The sequence below is a fragment of the Anaerobutyricum soehngenii genome, assembly GCF_009697165.1.
Taxonomy (GTDB): domain Bacteria; phylum Bacillota; class Clostridia; order Lachnospirales; family Lachnospiraceae; genus Anaerobutyricum; species Anaerobutyricum soehngenii.
The window spans coordinates 21,434-44,818 of sequence record NZ_VULP01000021.1 but is presented as its reverse complement, the minus strand read 5'-3'; the positions used below and the strand labels follow the sequence as shown (position 1 = coordinate 44,818).

At 38.2% G+C, this 23,385-nt stretch carries 17 protein-coding genes; 2 read left to right on the top strand and 15 right to left on the bottom strand.

What is annotated here, in order from left to right:
• Window positions 1–38 precede the first annotated feature (38 nt).
• The 10 genes from FYJ25_RS10170 to FYJ25_RS10125 form a co-directional block, all read right to left on the bottom strand.
• Window positions 39–710: a histidine phosphatase family protein gene (locus tag FYJ25_RS10170; RefSeq protein WP_021908200.1), complete on the bottom strand. Its 672-nt coding sequence runs from the start codon at window positions 708–710 to the stop codon at window positions 39–41.
• Window positions 711–736: 26 nt separating this feature from the next.
• The gene (locus FYJ25_RS10165; RefSeq protein WP_096239339.1) at window positions 737–2,125 is read right to left on the bottom strand and encodes a UDP-N-acetylmuramoyl-tripeptide--D-alanyl-D-alanine ligase; all 1,389 of its coding nucleotides are present in this window, start codon (window positions 2,123–2,125) and stop codon (window positions 737–739) included.
• A 464-nt stretch (window positions 2,126–2,589) separates the two neighbouring features.
• Complete coding sequence (gene glmM, locus FYJ25_RS10160; RefSeq protein WP_096239338.1) at window positions 2,590–3,936, bottom strand: phosphoglucosamine mutase; 1,347 nt, start codon at window positions 3,934–3,936, stop codon at window positions 2,590–2,592.
• A 161-nt stretch (window positions 3,937–4,097) separates the two neighbouring features.
• Entirely contained in the window at window positions 4,098–5,354 is a 1,257-nt protein-coding gene (locus tag FYJ25_RS10155; RefSeq protein ID WP_096239337.1) for an ABC transporter permease, read from the bottom strand.
• Between the two features lie 11 nt (window positions 5,355–5,365).
• The gene (locus FYJ25_RS10150) at window positions 5,366–8,437 is read right to left on the bottom strand and encodes an efflux RND transporter periplasmic adaptor subunit (protein ID WP_167513816.1); all 3,072 of its coding nucleotides are present in this window, start codon (window positions 8,435–8,437) and stop codon (window positions 5,366–5,368) included.
• Window position 8,438: 1 nt separating this feature from the next.
• Window positions 8,439–9,221: an ABC transporter ATP-binding protein gene (locus FYJ25_RS10145; RefSeq protein WP_096239336.1), complete on the bottom strand. Its 783-nt coding sequence runs from the start codon at window positions 9,219–9,221 to the stop codon at window positions 8,439–8,441.
• Between the two features lie 30 nt (window positions 9,222–9,251).
• A complete protein-coding gene (locus FYJ25_RS10140; protein ID WP_154581234.1) occupies window positions 9,252–11,096 on the bottom strand; it encodes an efflux RND transporter periplasmic adaptor subunit in 1,845 nt (614 codons plus the stop codon).
• A gap of 560 nt (window positions 11,097–11,656) precedes the next feature.
• A complete protein-coding gene (locus FYJ25_RS10135) occupies window positions 11,657–13,816 on the bottom strand; it encodes a leucine-rich repeat domain-containing protein (RefSeq protein ID WP_167513815.1) in 2,160 nt (719 codons plus the stop codon).
• A 288-nt stretch (window positions 13,817–14,104) separates the two neighbouring features.
• Window positions 14,105–15,625 (bottom strand): 4Fe-4S dicluster domain-containing protein, encoded by a 1,521-nt coding sequence (locus FYJ25_RS10130; protein ID WP_154581232.1) that lies wholly within the window; start codon window positions 15,623–15,625, stop codon window positions 14,105–14,107.
• Between the two features lie 318 nt (window positions 15,626–15,943).
• Window positions 15,944–17,239: an aspartate aminotransferase type Ic gene (locus tag FYJ25_RS10125; protein ID WP_096239332.1), complete on the bottom strand. Its 1,296-nt coding sequence runs from the start codon at window positions 17,237–17,239 to the stop codon at window positions 15,944–15,946.
• A 347-nt stretch (window positions 17,240–17,586) separates the two neighbouring features.
• Here FYJ25_RS10125 and FYJ25_RS10120 point away from each other — a divergent pair, with 347 nt between their 5' ends.
• Complete coding sequence (locus tag FYJ25_RS10120; RefSeq protein ID WP_096239331.1) at window positions 17,587–17,841, top strand: chorion class high-cysteine HCB protein 13; 255 nt, start codon at window positions 17,587–17,589, stop codon at window positions 17,839–17,841.
• A gap of 114 nt (window positions 17,842–17,955) precedes the next feature.
• Here the strand turns inward: FYJ25_RS10120 and FYJ25_RS14405 are convergent, their stop codons facing one another.
• Window positions 17,956–18,099 (bottom strand): hypothetical protein, encoded by a 144-nt coding sequence (locus FYJ25_RS14405; protein ID WP_167513814.1) that lies wholly within the window; start codon window positions 18,097–18,099, stop codon window positions 17,956–17,958.
• A 321-nt stretch (window positions 18,100–18,420) separates the two neighbouring features.
• Between FYJ25_RS14405 and FYJ25_RS10115 the strand changes: the two genes are divergently transcribed.
• Entirely contained in the window at window positions 18,421–18,981 is a 561-nt protein-coding gene (locus tag FYJ25_RS10115; protein ID WP_096239330.1) for a hypothetical protein, read from the top strand.
• Between the two features lie 748 nt (window positions 18,982–19,729).
• Here FYJ25_RS10115 and FYJ25_RS10110 read toward each other — a convergent pair.
• The 4 genes from FYJ25_RS10110 to FYJ25_RS10095 are packed head-to-tail and all read right to left on the bottom strand — an operon-like array spanning window position 19,730 to window position 23,385.
• Entirely contained in the window at window positions 19,730–20,185 is a 456-nt protein-coding gene (locus FYJ25_RS10110; protein WP_154581230.1) for a hypothetical protein, read from the bottom strand.
• Window positions 20,176–21,441 (bottom strand): hypothetical protein, encoded by a 1,266-nt coding sequence (locus FYJ25_RS10105; RefSeq protein ID WP_096239329.1) that lies wholly within the window; start codon window positions 21,439–21,441, stop codon window positions 20,176–20,178. Before FYJ25_RS10105 ends, FYJ25_RS10110 begins: the two co-directional genes overlap by 10 nt.
• A 30-nt stretch (window positions 21,442–21,471) precedes the next feature.
• Window positions 21,472–22,152, bottom strand: coding sequence for a vWA domain-containing protein (locus FYJ25_RS10100; RefSeq protein WP_154581229.1), 681 nt, complete (start codon window positions 22,150–22,152; stop codon window positions 21,472–21,474).
• A gap of 12 nt (window positions 22,153–22,164) precedes the next feature.
• Window positions 22,165–23,385 (bottom strand): serine/threonine protein kinase, encoded by a 1,221-nt coding sequence (locus FYJ25_RS10095; protein WP_096239327.1) that lies wholly within the window; start codon window positions 23,383–23,385, stop codon window positions 22,165–22,167.

The following is a 23,385-nucleotide window of genomic DNA, read 5'->3' as shown; positions in this document are numbered from 1 at the left end:
TCATAGATATTCACCTGTAAATATCCACTTATAAATGTTTACTTTCTATATCCTTTCTTATAGGAAGGAATCTGCTGCTGCCAGTCAGGACAATCTGTATCATAATATAACTTATTCTCATAAATCATATTTATTTCACCATTTTTATATTCAAATGCCACCGAAGAGCAATTCTTTCCAAAAGGTGTCTTCCAAAACTGACCAAGGGAACGTCCTGTCAAATTAAGGATAAAACTTCTGACTACGCAGCCATGTGCCACAATAAGAACATTCTCTGCTTTCCCTTCCAATGGAATAATCTCCTCTTTAAAGAATTCGTCAGTTCGTCTTAAAACATCCTGGAAATATTCTCCATACTTTGCTGGGCGAAAATGTTCTGGATCAAGACGGAATCTCTGATAGCGTGTCATTGCCGGATTCTCCATAATCTTTCCGATACACTTTCCCTCGGAGGTTCCAAAACTCATCTCCTTCAGGCGGTCATCGCGGACAATCTCTATCGGACGGTCCATGCGAACAATCTGTGCCGTTTTATACGCTCTTTTTAACGGACTGGAAAAAATATGATCAAAAGGAATCTCCTTCATTCCTTCTGCTGTCATCTGCGCCTGCTCGATACCTTTAGGTGCCAGAGGAATATCAACCTGTCCCTGAAGCTTACTCCTCTTATTCCACTTTGTCTCTCCATGTCTCATTATATATATCTTCATCTGTAAAGCTCCCTTTTTTCTGAAAATTATTCATTCTGTAAAAATGCTTCTGCTATCTCTTTTAACTTCATTCCGTTAGACGCTTTTAATAAAAGTACGTCATCTGGATGTACATATGTTAAGAGATACTCCTGTAATTCTCCTCTTGTCTCAAAATGCTTTACAATAATTCTCGCATTATTGTCTTCAATACCTTTTAATATTTCTTCGGAAAGTTCACCGTAGGCAGCAACTTCATCTACCTGTGTCCCAGCAATAAACTTACCTACTTCATAATGATAATCCCTCTCCTTTTCTCCAAGTTCAAGCATATCTGCCAGTGCGGCAATTCTCCTGCCCTTCACACCTTCCATAGAAGAAAGTACCGAAATACTTGCCTTCATAGAATCTGGGCTGGCATTATATGTATCATCAATCAACGTACAGCTCTTTAATGTATGCATCTGCTGACGCTGTCCATGGAAAGTACTAAGTGCCTTCGCTGCCACTTCCATGTCAAGTCCCATCTGATGTGCGACCCCTAATGCAACTAAGGCATTACGTACATTATGCTCTCCCATAGTGCCAAGAACAACTTCCATATTCTTCTCTGCTTCGCCATCTTTGTAATAAAAATGAAACAGGGTCTGTCCATCCCGCACACGTACTTCTTCTGCTCGATAATCACATTCCTTATTCAGTCCATAAAAAAATGTTCTGTGAGAAAGCTTTCCACGATATGGTGCAAGGAACTTATCATCTCCATTCAAAAAGACTATACCATCTTCCGGAAGTCCCTTTACAATATCCATCTTCTCCAGACAAATATTCTCCTGAGTTTTCAACTGTGCAATATGACTTACTCCAATCATCGTCACAACTGCTATATTCGGACGAATCATATTGGTAAGCTTCTCAATCTGCCCTCTTTCACTCATGCCAATTTCAAGAACGGCAATCTCATCTTCCGCTGTAAGATGAGAAAGAGTTAATGGTACACCAATCTGACTATTCTGATTCCCGATCGTCTGGAATACCCTCTTCTGTGAAGCTAATGCTGTGCTAATCATCTCTCTTGTTGTTGTCTTTCCAACACTTCCTGTTACAGCAACAACCGGAAGATTCATACGATTCCTGTAAAATGTTCCTACCTTCTGCATCGCTTCTACTGTATCTGCCACTTTAATCCATGGCTTATCCTCAAAACCAGTTAACGGCTTATCATGCTCTGATGTAAACGTCGCACCATTTATCTTAAGTGCGCCATCAATAAACTTATGTGCATCCACTCTCTCCCCGATGATCGGTACAAAAATGCTATCCTCGTTACCGGAACGTGAATCGATTGAAAACTCCTTGATTACTTTATTCTCATCTCCACATAAAAGCTGTCCTTCGGCAGCCTTTACAATATCTTTAATTGTTATATTCTCCATGATTATTCTCCTGATAAATAAATACTATCTTTAGTCAATTAAAATCTCTCCAGGAAATTCTAACATAACATATGATACAAACTTGCTGCTCGCCACCTGCAGAGGTGAGAGTCATCTCCCATCTGATATCTTACAGCAATCTGTAAACAGATGCAAGAGCAGTCCTTTTTCCAAACATTTGTTCTGACATATTATACATCATCAAAATTAAAATTTCAAGATGAAATTCTATAGAGATTTTATGAAGCTTTATAAAAGCTCATAACATCCATTCCATAATGCAATGTAGAAGCAATTATAGCCAAATAAAAAATTAAACAATACGCACAAAAAAGCATGATATAACAACTGCCTCCTGTCAATGCACGATGATGCGCTGCATCCATCGCTTGCTCTAAGGCGCAGTTATTATATCATGCTTATTTATTTTAGTTTTTGGCAAAATAGCTATTTAAGTAAAAACTTTATGCACAATGACCTTTTTTCTCGATAACTTCAATTACCGAATCAACATACTTTTCACATTCTTCCTTTGTTTCCGCTTCTACCATAACACGTATCACTGGCTCTGTACCACTTTCACGAACAAGAATTCTTCCTGTCGCCCCAAGTGTTTCTGCAACCTGCTTTACTGCTGCCTGTACGTCAGCATCATTCTGTGCCTCCGGTTTACTCTTCACACGTACATTCTTAAGTACCTGCGGATAAATACGAACCGGTGATGTCAATGTTGCTAAAGACTGCTTCTTCTCTAACATTACTTCCATCATCTTAATGGCTGTAAGGATTCCGTCTCCGGTTGTTGCATATTTACTGAAAATAATATGTCCTGACTGTTCACCGCCGATACGATGTCCATTCTGTACCATATTTTCGTAAACATATTTATCTCCAACCTGTGTCTTTTCATAATCAACACCAAGTTCGTCAAATGCTTTATACAATCCAAAGTTTGACATAATTGTTGTTACGACTGTATTATTACGAAGTTCACCTTTTTCTTTAAGATATCTGCCGTAAACATACAAAATGAGGTCTCCATCTACAACGCTTCCATTCTCATCAACAGCGATACAACGGTCTGCATCCCCATCGAAGGCGAATCCCACATCAAGCTGATTCTCTTTTACAAACTTCTGAAGCACTTCGATATGTGTAGAACCGGCATTCATATTAATATTCAGTCCGTCTGGCTGTGCATTGATCACATAGGTCTTTGCTCCTAATGCGTCAAAAACACTCTTTGCGATCATCCAGGAACTTCCATTAGCACAGTCCAACCCTACTTTCATATTCTTATAGGAACGTGTTGCAAGAGAGATCAAATAACCGATGTAACGATTTCTTCCTGCGGAATAATCAACTGTACATCCAATCTGATCACGTACTGCCATCGGAATTTCAAACTTACCATCAATATAATCTTCCACTTTAAGGATCGTTTCCTCATCCATCTTCTCGCCTTTAGAATTAATGAGTTTAATTCCATTATCATAGTATGGATTATGGCTTGCAGAGATCATGATACCACAATCAAAATCTTCTGTTCTTACTACATAAGAAACGCTAGGTGTTGTTGTTACGTGCAGTAAATATACATCTGCTCCTGAAGCTGTAAGCCCTGCTACTAAAGAATATTCAAACATATAGCTTGAACGACGTGTATCTTTACCAATTACAACTTTGCATTTTTCTTCTTTATCTTTACCATAATACCAGCCAAGAAAACGACCTACCTGATACGCATGCTCTACTGTTAGATTTACATTTGCTTCTCCGCGGAAACCATCTGTTCCAAAATACTTACCCATTCTCTTCTCCTATCAGCTATTACTTATTGTTCTTTTTACATCTTATTCCCGTATTTTTTTAATATATCCAAGAATATAGCCAGAAAATACAGGCACCGTTATATTACGTTCTGCATATTTTCATATTTTCATTTGCATATTTTAACTTATGTATGATAACACTATTCATGGCGTAATGCAACGATTGGATCTAAATTAGCTGCTTTTACTGCCGGAAGTAATCCAAATACTACTCCGATTATTGTAGAAAATGCAATTGCCAGAATAACTGCCGGTATACTGATTGCAATTGGAACATTTGATATCTTTCCGATAACTTCTGCTAATGCAATACCGGTAATCGTACCAATGATACCTCCAAGACTGGTCAGTACTGCTGCTTCTGTTAAGAACTGTGCCAGTATTCGATTCTTTCTCGCACCGATTGCCTTTTTCAAACCGATTTCTCTTGTACGCTCTGTTACGGATACAAGCATAATATTCATAACACCGATACCACCAACTAATAATGAAATACTTGCGATCCATATTAACTGTTTATTTGTCGTTGCGCTTACCTGCTGACTTTCTTCTGCGGTCTCATTCATATTTGCCGCACGATATTTGATATCTTTATTTGTTACCGTTTCGTTTAATAAGGTCTGTGCTGCTTTTCCAACAGATGTCATATTATCTGTAGAATCTGCCAGCAGCTTTGCATTCTGTGGCTCATCATACTGCTGAACAATATTCCAGTCCACATCAGGAATTACAACAATACCACTCGCACTTCCGTCGTTATATACATAAGTATAATAATCCTCTACAGAATTAATTACCGGGCTGAAGGCGGTAGACTCTTCAATGACACCAACAACAATAAATGGCTCTCCTTTTATATCAATGGTCTTTCCTACCGGATTCTCATTTCCAAAAAGAGAGTCGGCTGCTACACTGTCTACTACTGCCACTTTACGATACTTCTCATAATCGCTCTCCGTAAAGCCTCTTCCTTTTTTCATTACATAACCACAGGTTCCAAGATAATGAGAATCTGCCCCGATCAACTGCCCACCGGAAAGCACTGTTGAATTATAGTAAATGTAATCTACCTGTGTACGTGACATATAAAGGGAAGCATCTTTTACATGAGAAAGCTCAGCTAACTGTTCACGCATGGCATCATCAAGAACAGGAATTCCCTTCGGAATTCCATATTCCATTTCTGCTGGATAGTTTCCACTTTCTGTTAACTGTACTGTTGTTGTATTGGTACCAGAACCGATCAGATTCTTTTTAATCTGTTCATTCGTTCCTTTAATTGTTGATACAATGGCAATAATTGCCGCAATACCGATAATGATGCCCAGCATCGTCAGGAAAGAACGCAGTCTGTGACTCCATACACCCTGAAAAGATAATCTTATATTTTCAAGCATCGTTCTCCTCCTTAATAAATCATTTCGCTGTCATCTTCGGAAATCTTCGTTTTAACTCCTTCTCTTAAGTTCTTTCCATAAGGGAAGGCAATGTTATCTTCATCTGTCAGTCCGGATATAATTTCCACATACTGGCCATTCATAGTCTTTCCAACTTTGACATACTGCTTCTTCAGACGCTTTGTCTTTTTATCACGAATATAAACATAATTCTTTTTGTCTTCTGTGCGGATATATGCTTTCTGAATATAGATTGCATTATCATTCGCTGTTCCCATAGACTTTGAACTATAAGAAACTTCGACAGAACCACCCGGACTCAAACCATCTGCATCTTTAATAAAGCCAATGACCGGATAATAAGAACTATTTGGATTGGAACTTCCTCCATCATTACTACTGTCTCCGGTAGGGAAATCCGAAATTTCCTTTACTTCTGCGGTATACTCATCTCCTGTATCACTAGATACACATTTGATCGTTCCACCAACCTTTATATTGCTAAGTTCCATCTCGCTAATCGAAGTCTTAACATACATTCCATCTGCTGCCTTAACTACGATAGCCGCCGAACCATCTGTAGGAACCGTTCCTTTATCGCATGAAGTAGTAACCGTACCGGCAATCTTTGCCTTAACTGTCGCTTTATCTACTTCTGCTTTTGCTTCATTGTAGTTAATCTGCGCTTCATGAAGATCTTGTTTGGCTTCAGAAATTTCATCTTCTTTTTCGGCAATTGCTTCCCTTAACTCTGCTGCAGTATAATTATTGCCATCATCACCGTCATTATCTCCACTGCCATCGTCAATGCCAGAACCGCCATCTCCATCATCACCGCCGTCTCCGCCAGTATTATCTCCACCGCTGGTATCCGCTTCTTTCACAACCAACGTTCTTGATATCTTAGTTTTAGAAATACCTTTTACATTCTTAACCTGCGCAGTAAGTGTAATAGAAGAAGACGGTTCTCCTTCATCTACATATAACCAAACACCAGACTTCGTCTTCTCAATACTTGTATACTTTGAAATATTATTTGATAAAGTCCATGTAACCTTACTCTGGTCATCCTCTCCATTTCCCCAGCTTCCATCTTTAGACACTACAGAAAAGAGATAGCCATTACCCGCTTTTACTTTCTTTCGATTCTGTTTAAACTTGATCTCCTTATCTGCCGCCGGCGTCGGTGTCTTATTTGTTGTTGGAACAGTATTTCCTTTATTCTCAGTTGTTGTAGCCGCTGAATCCTCTTTCTTTACTTTACTCTTTAAATAAGAAATCGTATACCCTGTCCCATCTGTAAGTTCCACTGTAAACTTACTGTCAGGTGTAATCTCTAATTTATTTGCATTTGCTGTATTCTCATTATCATAATCTGTCTCAGAAGCATATTCTATAAATTCCGCTGTTAACCCCTTCTTAATCAGATCATTAATCAGTGAACCGCTAATTTTCCCATCTTTAGGCAGATAGAATGTATACTTTCCATCTGCATCCTGCTGTCCATCTTCCAGACTTTCTGCCTTTAAATCTTTGTATGCAGCCCGTTCATTCAAATCATGAAGACTTTTTTCTTTTCCTTTGGAAACAGTATAATATGCATCTTCATCGAGATCTTTAAAAACTTTAGAAGGATTATATTCATATCGATCTTTTTCTTTTCCATTCTCATCAAATTCGATAAATGTAGCATATTTATTCTCTTTATGAAGACTAGAAATTACAGATCCTTTTACTAATCCATTTACATTTAAATAATAAATATAGGCATTTCCAGCGGAACTTCCATTTCCACTAGATGCATCTTTTTCACTGACCAGATCAATAGAATTGTGAAGAGTTTTTGTATCTCCACCTTCATTTAACTGATTGACCGTATAGCCATCTTCTGCATAAACATTCACTTTCGTACCTGGATCAAGTTCAAAGGTAGCGGATGGTTTTTTTGCTTCCTCTGATTTATAAGCACGAAATTCCGCATAACTTCCATCATTAATCAACTTCTTAATAAAGGAACCTTTTACTTTACCATCCATTGTTAAATTAAATATATACGGATCTTTTTCTGTGCCACTACCAGATGCTTTATCTGAAATATCATTCACACTGGATTTTAAGGAAAGTTTCGCATCATCCTTTCCTGATTCTTCTCCAGAACCACCTTCGGAGCCTGAGCTGCCTCCACTTCCAGAACCGCCTTCGGAACCGGAGCTGCCTCCACTTCCTGAACCACTTTCGGAGCCTGAGCCACTTCCACTTCCTGAACCACTCTCGGAGCCTGAGCCGCTTCCACTTCCTGAACCACTTTCGGAGCCTGAGCTACTTCCACTTCCTGAACCACTCTCGGAGCCTGAGCTACTTCCACTTCCTGAACCACTCTCGGAGCCTGAGCTACTTCCACTTCCTGAACCACTCTCGGAGCCAGCGCTGCCTCCATTTCCAGAACCACTTTCGGAGCCTGAGCCACTTCCACTTCCTGAACCACTCTCGGAGCCGGCGCCACTTCCACTTTCAGAACCTGAGCCGCTTCCATCTGCCTCATTCGTAGCTTTCGAATTGCTCACTGCGGTAGTTCCATCCCTTTCCGCCTCTGCCATAAGGTAGCGAAGGCTTGTTCCCTTTATATCAGAAAGATTAACAGATGCATCCATCACTCTGCTGTTTCCCGTATCAATTGAACCAACTGTCTTTGTGTTTTTAAGCTTCTTTAATTCCTTCTCCATCTCAGCAATTTCCAACTCAGATGACTGCATCTGAAGCTTCTGAAGTTTTAAATCCAGTTCTTTTTCCGCAACATTATACTTCAAAAGAACATCGCCTTTTTTAACTTTATCACCTTTTTTGACATAAATCTTCTTTACTTTTTGTCCACCGGAAACATGTACTTCCTGTATAAAATCTGAAGTAAGCGTTCCCGTAAGAGAAGTATCTGTATCAAACCAGTCAGAACTGTTCAGCATACTTACCGGGAATACTTTTACTACAATTTTATTTCTCTTTCTTATAACAATAATGGAAGTGATTCCAACTGCCATAACGAGAACTAAAACTACAGCAAGCAGTATCTTCTTCTTTCCCTTCAAATCAGATCTCTCCTTCCCATGCATTCACTCCGAAATCTTTTTCTAATTCTGATGAAACACTTTCTGCTGCCTCACTCTGCACTTCGGACTGTTGTTTTTCTTTCTCTTTTCTTTCTTTATCTTCTACAATCTCTCCATCAAAAATATGAAGTACTTTTTTCGCATGATTGGCAATATTCGCATCATGCGTAATCATAATAATCGTAACACCTTCTTCATTTAACTGCTGAAACAGATTCATTACCTGAATACCGGAACGGCTGTCTAAAGCTCCGGTAGGCTCATCAGCAAGAATAATCTTAGGATTATTCACAAGTGCTCTGGCTATCGCCACACGCTGCTGCTGTCCACCAGAAAGCTGACTTGGACGGAAATGTACTCTATCCGCCAGTCCAACTCTTTTCAATGCCTGAAAAGCAATCTCTTTTCTTTTCTTCACCGGTATTCCTGCATAACTTAAAGGAAGTGCTACGTTATCAAGAGCGGTCTGCTTCGGAAGAAGATTAAAACTCTGGAATACGAATCCCAAAGTGTTTAATCGAAGATCCGAGAGACGATTTTCATTATAATCTACAATAGACTCCCCTTCTAAAAGAAATTCTCCCTTCGTCGGCCGATCCAGACACCCTATGATATTCATCAACGTTGTCTTTCCTGATCCGGAAGGGCCCATGATTGCCACATATTCTCCCTCATCAATAGAGATATTCACATCTTTAAGAACTGGTATGACAATCTTATCCTGCAAATAATTTTTATAAATATGTTTTAGTTCTAAAAGCATATGCTGTATGTCCTTTCTGATTAAGAATCTCTATTCTCCAAAGTCTGCAACATCACTGTCACTTGTTCCATCATCAACAGCATCTGAACTGTCACTTCCTGTATCGAAACTATCATCCCCTGCATCTGTGCCGTCATCTATACTTTCATCATAACCACTGTCATACGTATCTTCTCCATAATCAGAAGTATCTTCTTCATAGGAATCATAATCATCTGCTCCAAATGTTTCGGCATCATCGCTTGTCTGTTCTTCTCCATAGTCAGAAGTACTATCTTCCGGAGCAACTCTTGTAACCCGCATACCTTCTTTTAATGTACTGTCATCACATGCAATATAATCTGTTGTCTTGAGTCCACTCTTCACTTCGTACTCATCAAGATTCTCATCATACTCACCAACTGTAATCTCCTGAAGCTTCAGCTTATTATGAGAATCCAGCCATACATAATACCTACCGTTACTCTTCTTAATATAGGCAGCCGGCAGCCACATACCGTCCTTCTTCTCATCCTGGCCGTTATCTTGTTCAACAAGAACATGCTGTCCCATCATTAAGCCATTATCATCATCGAGCTTCACATAGAAATTATATTTCGATGCAGTCTCTCCTGTACTGCCATCTGAAGAATCATCATAAGCCATCTCATCGCTGCTCTCGGTAGAATCATCTGCAGTAGCATCTGTCTTGATACTGCTGATCGTTCCTTTCCAGGTCTGGGAATCATCTACTCTTGAACGTACAATAACCGGATCCCCTTCATTCAGGCTGTTAACATTCGTTTCACTGACCTTTCCTTTAATACGGTAGTTACCTACTGCAAGAATTGTCATATATGTAGAATCATCTGAACTTCCATCTCCGGAATCTGAACCATCATCTGAACTGTCATCACCTGAGGAAGAACTGCTTTCCAGAGAACTGTTTATCTTCTTTACAAGACCATTCATCTTACTCTTTACTGTAGCATCTTTAATATTCTTCTCTAATGTCTTGATCGTCTCTTTATTCGTCTTGATCGTATACTGATCTTTCTTAATCGTAGTCTGTGCTGTTAAAATCTGCGTCTGAAGCTGAATCTTCTCCGTAGCACTCGCAGACTTCAAATCAGACTGATAGGAACTGATATCTTTTGTCAACTGATTAATCTCATTCTGTAAAGTCTCTTGTTCCAGCTCTTTCTTTTCTTTTGAAAGCTTTAATTCCTGAGTATTATATTTAAACAGCTTATCTCCCTTTTTCACCTGATCGCCAACATTCACATAACGCTTCTCTACAGACATATCCGACTGTAAATTAATCTTCCATGAACTCTCTGCATCAACCGTTCCTGTATAACGATTATTCGCCCCGGCAGCCGTTCCAAGTCCTGTAATCTCACGAACAGATTCTACATACGCCTTTCCTTCGCTTGTACCACCCATATTCCGAATAACAAAAAAAACAACAGCTATCACTATGACTGCTGCCGTACCACAGATGAGCGCCAGCTTCTTCTTAGAAAACTTCTTCTTTTCCGGCTCCTGCAGAATAATCGCATCCTCATCACTGAGAAAACCTTCTTCATCATGATGTTCCTCTGCTAATTCTTCTGTCTGATTTTCTTCTTCCAGTGTATCTTCTTTCTTCCGATGCCAAAATCTTCTCTTCCTTTTTTCTGGCTTCTCATCTTCCTGTAACTCATCTAATTCTTTATCATATTCTTCTTCTGAAAAATCACTGTCCTCATCGATATATCCCATATCATCTTCATACAGATTAATATCTTTCTTCTTCCTCTTGTGGAAAAATCCTTTTTTCTCTTCTTTATCATTCACAGATGAATCCACGTTCAGCTCATCCATAAACTCCTGCCCATTCTTCTTCCGAAACATACTTACCTCCTTAATACTCTTATGTGCTCTCGGAATCTTTTTGTACTTAATCTGTGAGAAGATTTTTATTAGACGTACCCAAGTTTTTGAGGCATACACAGTGCGTTCATTGATAAAATATGGGTGCAACCAACAAAAAATCAATCACAAAGGTATATACATACAGTGAAGACTCCAACAGTACATTCTTTATAAAAAGCCTATCAAAGCTTTAAAATAGTCGCTTGAAACTTTTTTATATAATATCACAATTACTCTGAAAAATCATCAAACATTATCATAAATTAAAAGAATGTTCACATTTTTATTATACATAACAAAAACATTCCCTGGCTACTTAATAATTATTAAGAATGGATTTTAAGGTATAGCCTTTAGTATAGAAAAAAGGAAAACGATATACCCCATCTGCTCTATCCTTGCTGTGTTTAAAATACTCACCTGCATTTTAACACTCTTTGAAGGAGCATCCTGGATATATCGTTTTCCTTTGTACTCTAAATCCTGCAAATCAACAGGAATGCCGGGGCATTCTTACACTTTCCACTGATTTGTAGCATTTATTTAATTTTCACACCTTTTCCAATTCCTTTTGTTTTTAAGAACTTCTGATATGCTTTCTTCTGTTTCTTTGGTACTTTAATCGTTGCTTTTGCATGAATTCCTTTAAATGCTTTCGCACCTATGGATTTCTTTGTAAGATACGTTGTCTTAATCGTAATACTCTTAAGATTCTTGCATCCACTGAATGCCTGTTTTCCAATGCTTCTTACACTTGCCGGGATGACAATCTTTGTTAACTTCTTGTTGTTGGCAAATGCTTTAGCTGCAATGGATGTTACCTGATACTTCACTCCATTTACAGTAATCGTTGATGGAACTGTTGCTTTCTTCGCTTTTTTATTTGCTTTATTATATTCAACTGTCTTATTACCATTTACTTTGTATACTGCTTTGGATTTCTTATCTGTTACTTTAATTCCTTTTTGTAAGGAAGCAGGCTGTGTTGGCTGCTGTGGTTTTGATGTTGTTCCATTCGTATTCTCACTTTTTACAGTAAAAGTCTTTGATATTGTTCTAAATACTTTATTATTCTGATAGATAGTACCTGTTACGGTAAGCTGTCCTGCTTTCTTCACAGTAAACAAACAATTCGGTGTTGCCCCACCAGCGATACCTCTACCATAAGTCATAAAATCTGGCTGTTGAATTGGTGTATCATAATCTTCGGCTTCTTTATCTGTTATAGTAAATGTCTTACCATCCATAGTAAATTCCCATGAAGAGAAACACTGATCTGCATTATTACCATAATCCCAGCCAAAGTCTCCTCCTGTTAAATCAATGAAATAGCGTTTATTAAGAAGTAATGGGGCAGTTGTATCCTGCTTTTTCATTGCTGTTCCAGGCATTTCATAAACCGTATAATCTAAAACACCATTTTTCACTTTTAAGTAAACAAATTGTGTTGTAATCTTCTCGCCATCAATATAAATATCAACAGAAATTTCTGCTTCTTTCTCATTATTTGGAGCTGTATATTTAACAGATTCTGTTGTTTTTCCATTTATCTCAGGGATTTTAGCAGATTTCCATTCATAAGAAACTAAGTTTTGCTTCTTATATTCATCAATTCCTTCTGTTTTTGCAAAAATCTCTACACCTGTATTATAAAGAACACACATACCATAGCTATCATATCTGGCATTGTCTCTGCCTGCTTCAAACTTGGCTACATCGCATGGTAAGGTCTCTGTGTAAACAGTCTCTCCTGTCTTAGACTGGAACGCACACGTGAGATTAACCGTTCCTACTTTATTCCCCGAAACGGAAGATAATTCCTCGTAGCTTTCATTATCATCATATACAGAAACAATCTCATTATCCGGACTTGTCACCTTAATTCCTGCAAGCCCTGTGGTCTCTACTCTTTCATTCTGATAAGTCATAGCTGCACGGCAATGAACCTCTTCATAGCACGGTAATACAATTCTTGTTTTTCCATTAAGCTCTCTCTTACAATTTATTTCATCATAACCATTGTCATCATAATTAATCGTGAAAAATTCACTGGAAAACTTTACATCATTATCTTCTATTTTTTGATAACTAACAATCTTAGCATCGTCTCCATATCCACTAATTGTCAATGTCACATAATAATCTTTCCATTCCCCTGCTGGCTCCGGATCTTTCCACATACCATAGAGAACCGTTTGATCATTATTATTATCCTTATCCTGCCATCCTATGTACACACATCGTTTAGAATCGCCACCTGCTGACATACCATGTATACTTATCTCATCTGTGTCCCTATTATAATCAAAAAATATGGATGTTCCATTATCTAACTCAGCCGCATCTTTTAAAGACTTTTTGTCTACAACTACTGAAAAGTTCTCACAAACATACTCCTCATAGAACTTATCAAATGAGATTGTATCTGTATCACCATTCTGATACATCTTATATGCAGTATAATTAAGCACTGTCAGCGCATCTGGTTGCCCGGAATCGTTAAAATAGTTCTCTTCCTGACCGCTAAGCATCGCCGCCATTGTATAACGACTGAATGTATCACGCATCCAATCATCATCCTCTTCCCGCGCATGTACCTTTCCCCCACACAAAAACAACAATGCTGCCGTCAGCAATACCGTCGCCGCCCACAGGAGAGCACATCTTCGTGTGTCTGTCATCTGTCTGATTCTTTCCATAAATCTTTCTCCTTTCATCTGCAAAATATGCTAGTTATAGAATACCAGGCATTTACATATTGTGCAACAATATTCCATAAAATAACTTTTTTTAGGTTTCAGCCGAAATCAGGATTTTTCGCCAACTGTGGATTTAGAACAGTCAGAAAAAAGAAAAAATACCATATCCCAGATGCGGCTTCGGAGCGTGTATAAGATGCGGACAAGCATCTTATACACAGCGACTACAGAGCAGGTGGGATATGGTATTTTTTCTTTTTTCGTCTACACGAAATCTACTAATCAGGTTTAATCTACTAATTTATCTAATTCTTTTACATATTCTGTTTCAGTAGCTACTTTATGATTTGCTTTTGTAGCATAAATCTTTACAGCTCCCTGAGACTTCTTAATTGGCTGCATTGTTCCAGCTCCGGCTACACAACCACCTGGACATGCCATACCTTCTATCAGATAGCCATTATATTTGCCTTTGGATGCCATCATCATAAGCTTACGACATTCCTCTAAACCTTCTGCGTTAGCTACCTTGATTTCTTTATCTGGATATTCTTTCTTGATTACATCAACTACAGCCTGTGCTACTCCACCAGATACGGCAAAGTTTCTTCCGTCTGCGGATACATCGTTAACACCGTCTACGTCTTCATGCATTGCTTCAAGATCTAAGTCTTTTGCTGCGAAAATTCCACTCATTTCCTCGAAGGTAAGTACGAAGTCTACTTCACTTCGAACGGTTCTTCTCATCGCTTCAAGCTTCTTCGCTGCACAAGGTCCAATAAATACGACTTTGGCATCTGGTGTGTGATTTTTAATTAATCTTGCTGTTAATGTCATTGGTGTTAATGCCATGGATACACAGTTTGCATACTCTGGGAAGAGCTTCTTAGCCATTACGGACCATGCCGGACAACAAGATGTTGCCATAAATGGAAGTTCTTCCGGTACTTCTTTTAAGAAGTCTTCTGCTTCCTGTTTCGCACATAAGTCCGCTCCGATCGCTACCTCAAGTACATCGGCAAATCCGAGTTCTTTCATGGCTGCACGAAGCTTTTCCGGTGTTACCTTTGGTCCAAACTGTCCTACGAATGCAGGTGCTACTGCAGCATATACCTTTTCACCGGACTGGATTGCCTTGATTACCTGATAAATCTGGGACTTATCAGAAATTGCACCAAATGGACAGTTTACAAGGCACATTCCGCAGGATACACATTTATCATAATCAATCGTTGCTTTTCCGTTCTCATCAGATGTGATAGCATTCATACCACATGCTTTTGCACATGGGCGTTCCTGAACAATAATCGCATTATAGGAACATACAGTAGCACAACGTCCACATTTGATACAGGCATCCTGATCAATGATGGACTTACCGGTTACGCGATCAAGAGAGATTGCCTTCTTTGGACATACTTCCATACAAGGATGTGCCAGACATCCCTGACATCCATCTGTTACATGTACTTTCTTTTCCTCACATGCATTACATGCGAACTTAATTACGTTAATAAGTGGTGGAGTATAGTAGCCTTCTGGCTTATCTGCCTCCATAATTCCATCAGATACCGGTGCTGGTTCTGCTGCTCCTCTGTATGGCAGACCCATTGCCATTCGGAGTCGTTCTCCTACGATTGCCCTTTCAAGAAAAACGTCATTTCTGAAATTACCGGTTTCACCAGGTATGATTTTATAAGGCAGCGCCTCAATCTTTTTATCAACAGGTCCCTCTTCATAAGCCATTTTAGCTACTTCAGTAAATACAGCATGTCTGATTTCCTGAATTCTTGTTTCTACTCCTCTCATAGATACCTCCCTAGTTTGTTAAAGTCATAATTACCCTTAAATTTATTGTGTTAACTATATCACAAACAATAGCTTATGAGAATATATGTATCCAATTTTGTACAACTTTTTTGCTATGTTTTTCATTTTGTACAAAAATCTACTCTTTTTTTAATGACAAAAAAAGAGAGGAAACTCCCAGTTTTGATGTTAACTGGTGAATTCTCTCTCTTTTTAATATATCTGTTATTATTTTATCATAATCGTTCTGCTAAAATAAACCACAATTCAAAAGCAGACTGAAAACTGGATACCTGACATCCTTGAATTCATCCGACATTACATCTCTGCAAGAAGCTTCTCTACCGTTACAAGCTTTGTACATGTTACAAATAATGCTGTCGCGATTGATAACTCTTCTGTAGAAGGTAAGGTAGGAGCGATTCGGATATTAGAATCTTCCGGATCATTACCATATGGATATGCTGCACCCGCACCTGTAAGTACAAGACCTGCCTCTTTACATTTAGCTACGATTGCCTTGGCACATCCCTTCTGGGCATTAAAGGAAATGAAGTATCCGCCAACCGGTTTGCTCCAGGATGCGATTTCTAACTCACCAAGTTTTTTTTCTAATGTCTCTAATACTGCCTCAAACTTTGGACGAATGATCTCGGCATGTTTCTTCATATATTCTTTCATTCCGTTAATATCTTTAAAATATCTTACATGACGTAACTGATTAATCTTATCTGGTCCGATTGTCTGCCATTGTAATTTGGCTTTGGTATCAGCGACATTCGCTTCAGAAGAGGCCATTGCTGCCACACCTGCTCCCGGGAAGGTAATCTTTGATGTTGAGCAGAATTCATATACCATATCCGGATTGCCAGCCTTCTCACATTCTTCTAAAATATTTAAAATATGTGGCTGCTCACTTTCCGGTCTGTCATACAGATAATGAATACCATATGCATTATCCCAGAAAATACGGAAATCCTTTGCGGCTGGTTTTAAATTCGCAAATCTTTTTACTGTCTCATCAGAATAAACAACGCCACCTGGATTAGAGAACATTGGCACACACCAGATTCCCTTCACAGAAGGATCATTATTCACATAATCCTCAACGACATCCATATCCGGACCATCTTCTGTCATAGGTACATTGATCATCTCAATACCAAACTGCTCTGTCACACCGAAATGTCTGTCATATCCTGGTACCGGACATAAAAACTTTACTTTATCAAGCTGTGACCAAGGAGTACTTCCCATAATTCCAAAAAGTTCTGCACGAGCCACACAGTCATACATAATATTAAGACTGGAGTTACCAAGTACGATCATCTGAGAAGGTTTCGCTCCTACCATTCCTGCCATAAGTTCTTTTGCTTCCGGAATACCGTCTAACACGCCATAATTTCTTACATCCGTTCCATTCTCTGCATTAAGAACAGTCTCTCCGTTTAAAACATCCATCATCGGCATAGATAAATCAAGCTGTTCTTTTCCTGGTTTACCTCTTGAAATATCCAGCTTCAGACCTTTCGCTTTTTCTGCATCATATTCTGCCTGTAATTCTTCCTGTAATGCCAGTAATTCTTCTTTGCTTAATTCTCTGTATGGTTTCACTTCTTTACCTCCCAAAATTTATCTAGTGTAAACACTAATATATTTCCAAAGCAACTAAAAACAAAGTTTTAACCGCTTTTCTTTACTTCTTTTTTATACCAGTGGTAATTGTATGCTATTTTTGAATAAAAAACAAGCCATTTTTTCATTTTTTTCAAAAAAAACAAGAAAAACATTTTTTAATTCCATTTTTTATGAAATATTTACATACCAATCCTTCTGTTTTTTCGCTTTTCCTAAAAATTCTCCTGTATTTTTTCTGTTTACGGAAATTTTTCCAACTTGAAAGCAACATTCTTTTTATCATGCATACTATAAACTGTAATCAAAAAACAGGGGGAAATCCCATGAGTGATTTAGCTGCTACAAACTGCCAGAATTCCTGTTCTTCCGGATGTGGATGTAACTGTGGTAACGATGGTGGTTTTAATAACTGCTTCTGGCTTCTTTTAATCCTTTTATGCTGTAATAACGGCAACGACTGTGGATGCGGATGTGGTAATGATAATTTAATCTGGCTCATTCTCATTCTCTGCTGCTGTGGCAATGGCTGTGGTATCGGTACTTTCGGCAACGGCTGTGGATGTGGCTGCGGCTGCTGATTCTTTACTAATTTACTAAACTGTAACTAACAGAAAAGGCATTGTACCTGCACTGTTTTTGCTGGTATAATGCCTTTTTTATTTCTTATTTCTTATCTTTCTCTATTACTTATTTTATCGCTGATTCTTCCGGTATTCTGCATCATTCTTTAATTTTTCTTCACTCTTTTTTCTTGCCTCCCGCTCTCGTTTTTTCTTAAGACATTCCGGATCTATCTCATAAATCGTATTATCTTCTACAATAAGATTTTCATTCATAATCCTATCTCTCCCCTCATAAAATGAAATAATTACAGATAAATCTACCTGCATATTAATGATGTCACGAATTACTCCGTAGCTAACGCTACTCCCGTAATTCTGAAACATTCGAAATCCGCTGATTTACTACGTAAATCGCTACTTTCTCATATTTCGCGGGTCCCAAAGTCAAACACCTTATCGTGCAAGCACGAACGGTGTTTTGACCTTTTGACCCTGACATCATTATATTATATGAAAATGTTTCAGGTAGTTTTCCTATATATTCTCAAAATCTTTCTATCTGAATCTTTCTATTCGAATTCAAAGGAGGTTTCCATGCAAAATTTAAATGATTCCCCATCCCCACTCTCCCGTCTTATTAACGATGATAATCTTACTATTTTAGAAAATATCATTCCTCACTGTAATGCCAATCTTGGAAAATTTTTAGCTCTCTGTCTCAAAATATCTGAAATGCAGAAAATCATGGAAGGATTTGATGACAGCGAACGACTAAGCGCATGCGGCTTTGAAAATAACGCTCAGGATATTGCATCTATACTTCGTTCTGTCCGTAATTCCGTCTCCGAAGAAAAAGCCCATCAAATTGATAACATCCTGCAAATTCTGAACTTTTCAAGATTCTATGAAAAATATAATCAAATACTCTCTGAACATCCTGAGCTTGTGCAATCATCCGCACCTGCCACATCAGCAGCAGATACGTCACCCTCTACAGAGCAAAATCCATTCTCCGATCCTTCTCTGTTCTTCCTCTTAAATTCACTTATGAATGGTTCTGAAGGCAAACAGAATGAAAAATTAAAACAGCTCATGACACTCGCACAAAATAGCGAAGGAAAAGATATCAACGAATTACTTTCACTCTTCCGATAACGCCAATACTGATTTGTGGATTTGGTATAGACGAAAAAAGAAAAACTACCATATCCCATCTGCTCTGTAGTCGCTGTGTTTAAAATGCTCATCCGCATCTTAAACACGCTCCCAAGCCGCATCTGGGATGTATTATTTTTTCTTTTTTCTGGCTATTCTAAATCTACAGTTGGTGAGAATGGGGATTAAATGCTAATTTGAGGGACTAAAGAAACAAAAAGCAGAAATTTGATATAGAAGAAAATGTGAAGATAGTCGCGGCATAGAAAATGCCTGACCGGCATTTTTATTTGCTCCGACATCACATTTTCTTCTATATCAAATTTCTGCTTTTCTGTTTTTTGACTCCAACTGGAAATTAGTATTTAAATCTTGGATGTGAATAAGGGGCTTGCCCAGAAGTCTATGGTTTTCAATTAGAATAAAAATCTCCAGATGAGGATATCTTCTTACGGAATTATAAATATATTACATTAAAAGAAATCGGAGCAATCGAAATACTTTGGCTTTTACTGCTATTTTCTAATGGCGAAATAGTTCTTTGATTAAAAATCATAATCTTCTGGAGAAACCCCTTATTTTCTCCACACAAAATCCTGATGTCATCTGGCGCCAAAGAACAGAAACCCAGAAACTTTATATAAAATAAAATGTGATGTCGGAGCAAGTAAAAATGCCGGTCAGGCATTTTCTACGCCGCGACTATCTTCACATTTTATTTTATATAAAGTTTCTGGGTTTCGTCTCTTTAATCCATCAAATCAGGATTTGTTATCAATGATATTTGGGTTTCAAAATGCTGAATCATTTTCTTTTTTTGTGTCTCATTCATCTTTATCGTTTCTTTCCCAAGATAGGTATCTATCTTTATTTCGAATTCGTTTCTTCGTCTTTTTAGCAGACCCTTTCTTCCCTGTTCTTTTTCTTCGGGTTCACTTAATATCGTGCCACTTCCCACATGTCTGCCTTCTCCTGTATAAAAGTGAAGTACACTTCCTACGGGGAGTTCCCCTTTCACGAGGGTTCCCTGGATTCGAAGGGTTGCTGTTCTGCTGTTTTGCTCTAGTGTTGCATCATAATAAAAAAGAAATGTGGCTTTTTCATGAATTTCCATGACTGCTTTCTTCCATGGTTCCATGTTTTCTTCGTCACGATATCGTTCCATGGTCTGTTGATGAAACTGTTTTAACTTATTTAGCAGCATCTTTGGGTATCCTCCACAACATCTTTTAGTTTCTGACAGGCTTCACAGTAAATGTTATCGACCATTCTCAATTTTAGTTCTACGCCTTCTTCCCTGACTTTCTTAAGCTTTATAAGAGCGATCTGAAAGAGCTGATCGTTTTTTATTCTGCCATCCATAAGGATATACAGGTAAAACTGTTGTTTTTCTCCCTTATTTTTCAGCAGTAGTTCTTCTTTCTTTTCCTGTAGGAGATCTGTCCCGATAATTAAGGCTTCTCCTGCAGAGTATTCTCGTATTACTTGAGGAAACTGACATCGGAAATCTTTATGATATCGTTGAAACTTCTTTACTTGTACTGCCCCATTTCCAAAGACAAATGCCTGCTGGCAGCTATGTCCTAAAAGGGTGTTCTCTAATTCTAGCTCATCTTGTAAAAGATAAAGCATTTTGCTTATTTTTTTGGAATTGTCTAATTCTGTTCTTAAAATAACAAAAAGAGCAAACTGTTCTTCTTCGCCTTCATTTTCCTTTTTAGTATGGAATTTCTCTGTTTTTTCCTGCTTTTTCTGCTCGGACTTTTCATCTAAGCTTTCTTTCGTCATTCTGGCAAATTCTTCTTCTATCTGTATGGAGTCTTCTAATAACTGCTGCAGCTTCTCATAACTGCAGATTTCTCTTCTTTCAAAAATCTGTTTCCATTCTTCAGAAAGAATGTTATAGAAAAGTTCTGAATAATCTGCTTCTGTTTTTAGTGGCGGAACTTTAACATTTCCCCTTGCACTTGCTACAAGAATCTTGTAGATCAGACGATTATCTGCTATCTGCTGCAGCTTCTCATCAAATAAAACGGCATCGCCAAATATTCTTTCATCTTCCGGATACCATTCATAATCCTGCTCAAATGTAAGAAGCTGAAACTTTTCCGGATGTAGGAGTACGACCCCATACTGACTGTTATTCATATCGACATATAAGTCCTGCAAATCAATAATTCCGGGATAAATATGACATTCGGATAACTGTCTTAAAATGTGTAATACCTGCATGGCTATCTTCTTTAAAATCAGTGAGTCAACATGATAATGATCCATCTGCTTTCTTGCAAATAAAGACTTTACCGGGATTGCGGAAGAAGGCAGCATTGCGATCTGCTCCTCAAAAATGATTTCCGGAATTCTTTTTAATTCCCGAATGACCGGATGTCCTTTTTCAAATAATTGCTCTTTACTTCCGCTCCCCATTGGGACAGTTTCCATACGTTCCATTTCTTCCATGTCTCTCACCTCACTTTCTTATAAATGATGTTATGCACCAATCGATACACCTTTCATCAGATCTTTTAACGGCTTTACAATATTGTCCAAAAACTCTGTACTCATTGGCTTAAGTAATTTATCAATTTTAATAAACATTGGGGAGGCTTCTTCGTCTAATTCCCCATCCGGCTTTACAAAACAAAAATGAAAATCTTCCTCACTCATTTCATCTGTCGAAAAAAAGATTACCTGACCGACCGGATACTGAATATATTCTTCATAATCATTACTTCCATAGGCATCTGTAAAAACCAACACTGCTTTATTTCTTCCTGTTACCGGGAATTTACGTAAAGAACTTCCGATCGCTTTATGGACAGATTCCTTTCCATCATTACCGCCTCCGTAAAGCTTTATTCCCTTTAACTTTTTTAAAAAAACTGAAATATCCGAAGTGAAAGCATCTCTTCCTTCAAATAAAACCGTCTCTGTCTCTTCTCCGTTTTCTTCATTTCTTATTAAAGTAAGTCCAATCTGCGGATAGACTTCATACTTTGATAAACATTCTAAAAAATGGGCGGCCGCATAATATACTGCCGGAAATACGGTGTACATAGATGCTGTTGCATCTACTACAAAATCTAAATATAATGTAAATGCCTGTTCTTTTTCTTTTTTAAAATTCTGCTGTAAATTTAAAGGAATTTCTGGATTCCAGTTCTCGTTCATATGACATATCTCCTATCTTTTAATCTGCAAAATTTCAATATTTGTTCCTGCGTAGGTAAATACATCCCCTGCACAGACTTCTCCTTCTCTTTGCTGCTTTATAATATGGCAGTCTTCATGTAAAAGAATGACTTTAATCTTATCATCCATTCGATAAAAGGATAAGATATGTCCACTCATTCTTCCATTCTGGCTTCGTTCCTGCTTTGTTCCAAATTCAATCGGTATAAAACGATAATTTTTCATATAGGGACTATATTTCACATCGCCGATCCGATAAGAAAAACGGATTGTTTTCTCTTCTTGTGACTGCGTCAGAAGTTCTGGAAGTTCCGGAAGCTTTCTTACAGATGTCAGGTATGCTGTCATATCCTGAATCACTTCTTTAATGCTTCCATAACGTTCTTCTTCTCTCGCGATCATTTTCGCAATAATCCTGCTTAACCGCTCATCAATTCCCGGCATCTCTTTTAACTGATACGCATAATCATCGCCTATCATATAATTCTTTATTTCTTCACTTCCGTAGAAATGGTGTTTACCTGTATAAATAAAATAAAGAACAAGACCAGCAGAATAAATATCCATCTCCGGGTGGCAAATGTAACTGTTCCAATATCTTGGATCTGCGTACCCCGGGGTTCCTTTCTGTTCTCTCCGAAGCATCACTGTTACGTTGGATGCGTGTAAATGTACCCAGTCAAAGTCAATGATCTTTACTATCGTCCCATCAGGAGAAGCCAGTACATTCTCCGGTTTTAAATCTCTGTGAACGATCGGATCTTGCTGATACATAGACATATAGTGATCAATACCGTACAAGAACTTCATTGCGATACGATTCCTTACTCTCATCTTTTCATTCCAGGTATCTCCGGCGATTCCCTTTCCGCGCATCAGCTCGGACAGATCACTTTCTTCAATGTATTCTACTAATGTGATAAAACGTTTATTTTTCTCATCAAGCATCCCTCCGTAAATCCGAATAATATACGGAGAATACAGTTGTACTTTACTTTCTTTTTCTACGTAAACCTGCTCTAGATCATTACAAAACAACACCTTTACAAAGTATTTCTTCTCTGTTCGGATATCTTCCGCTATCATTGCCTGCTTACTTCCGGTACGGTGACATTCTTTTAACATTTTTAAAGATACGACCATATTTTCACCGGACCTCTCTCTGTCACGAATCCAGGTAAAAACTTCGCCCTCTTCAAAATAACAATTCAT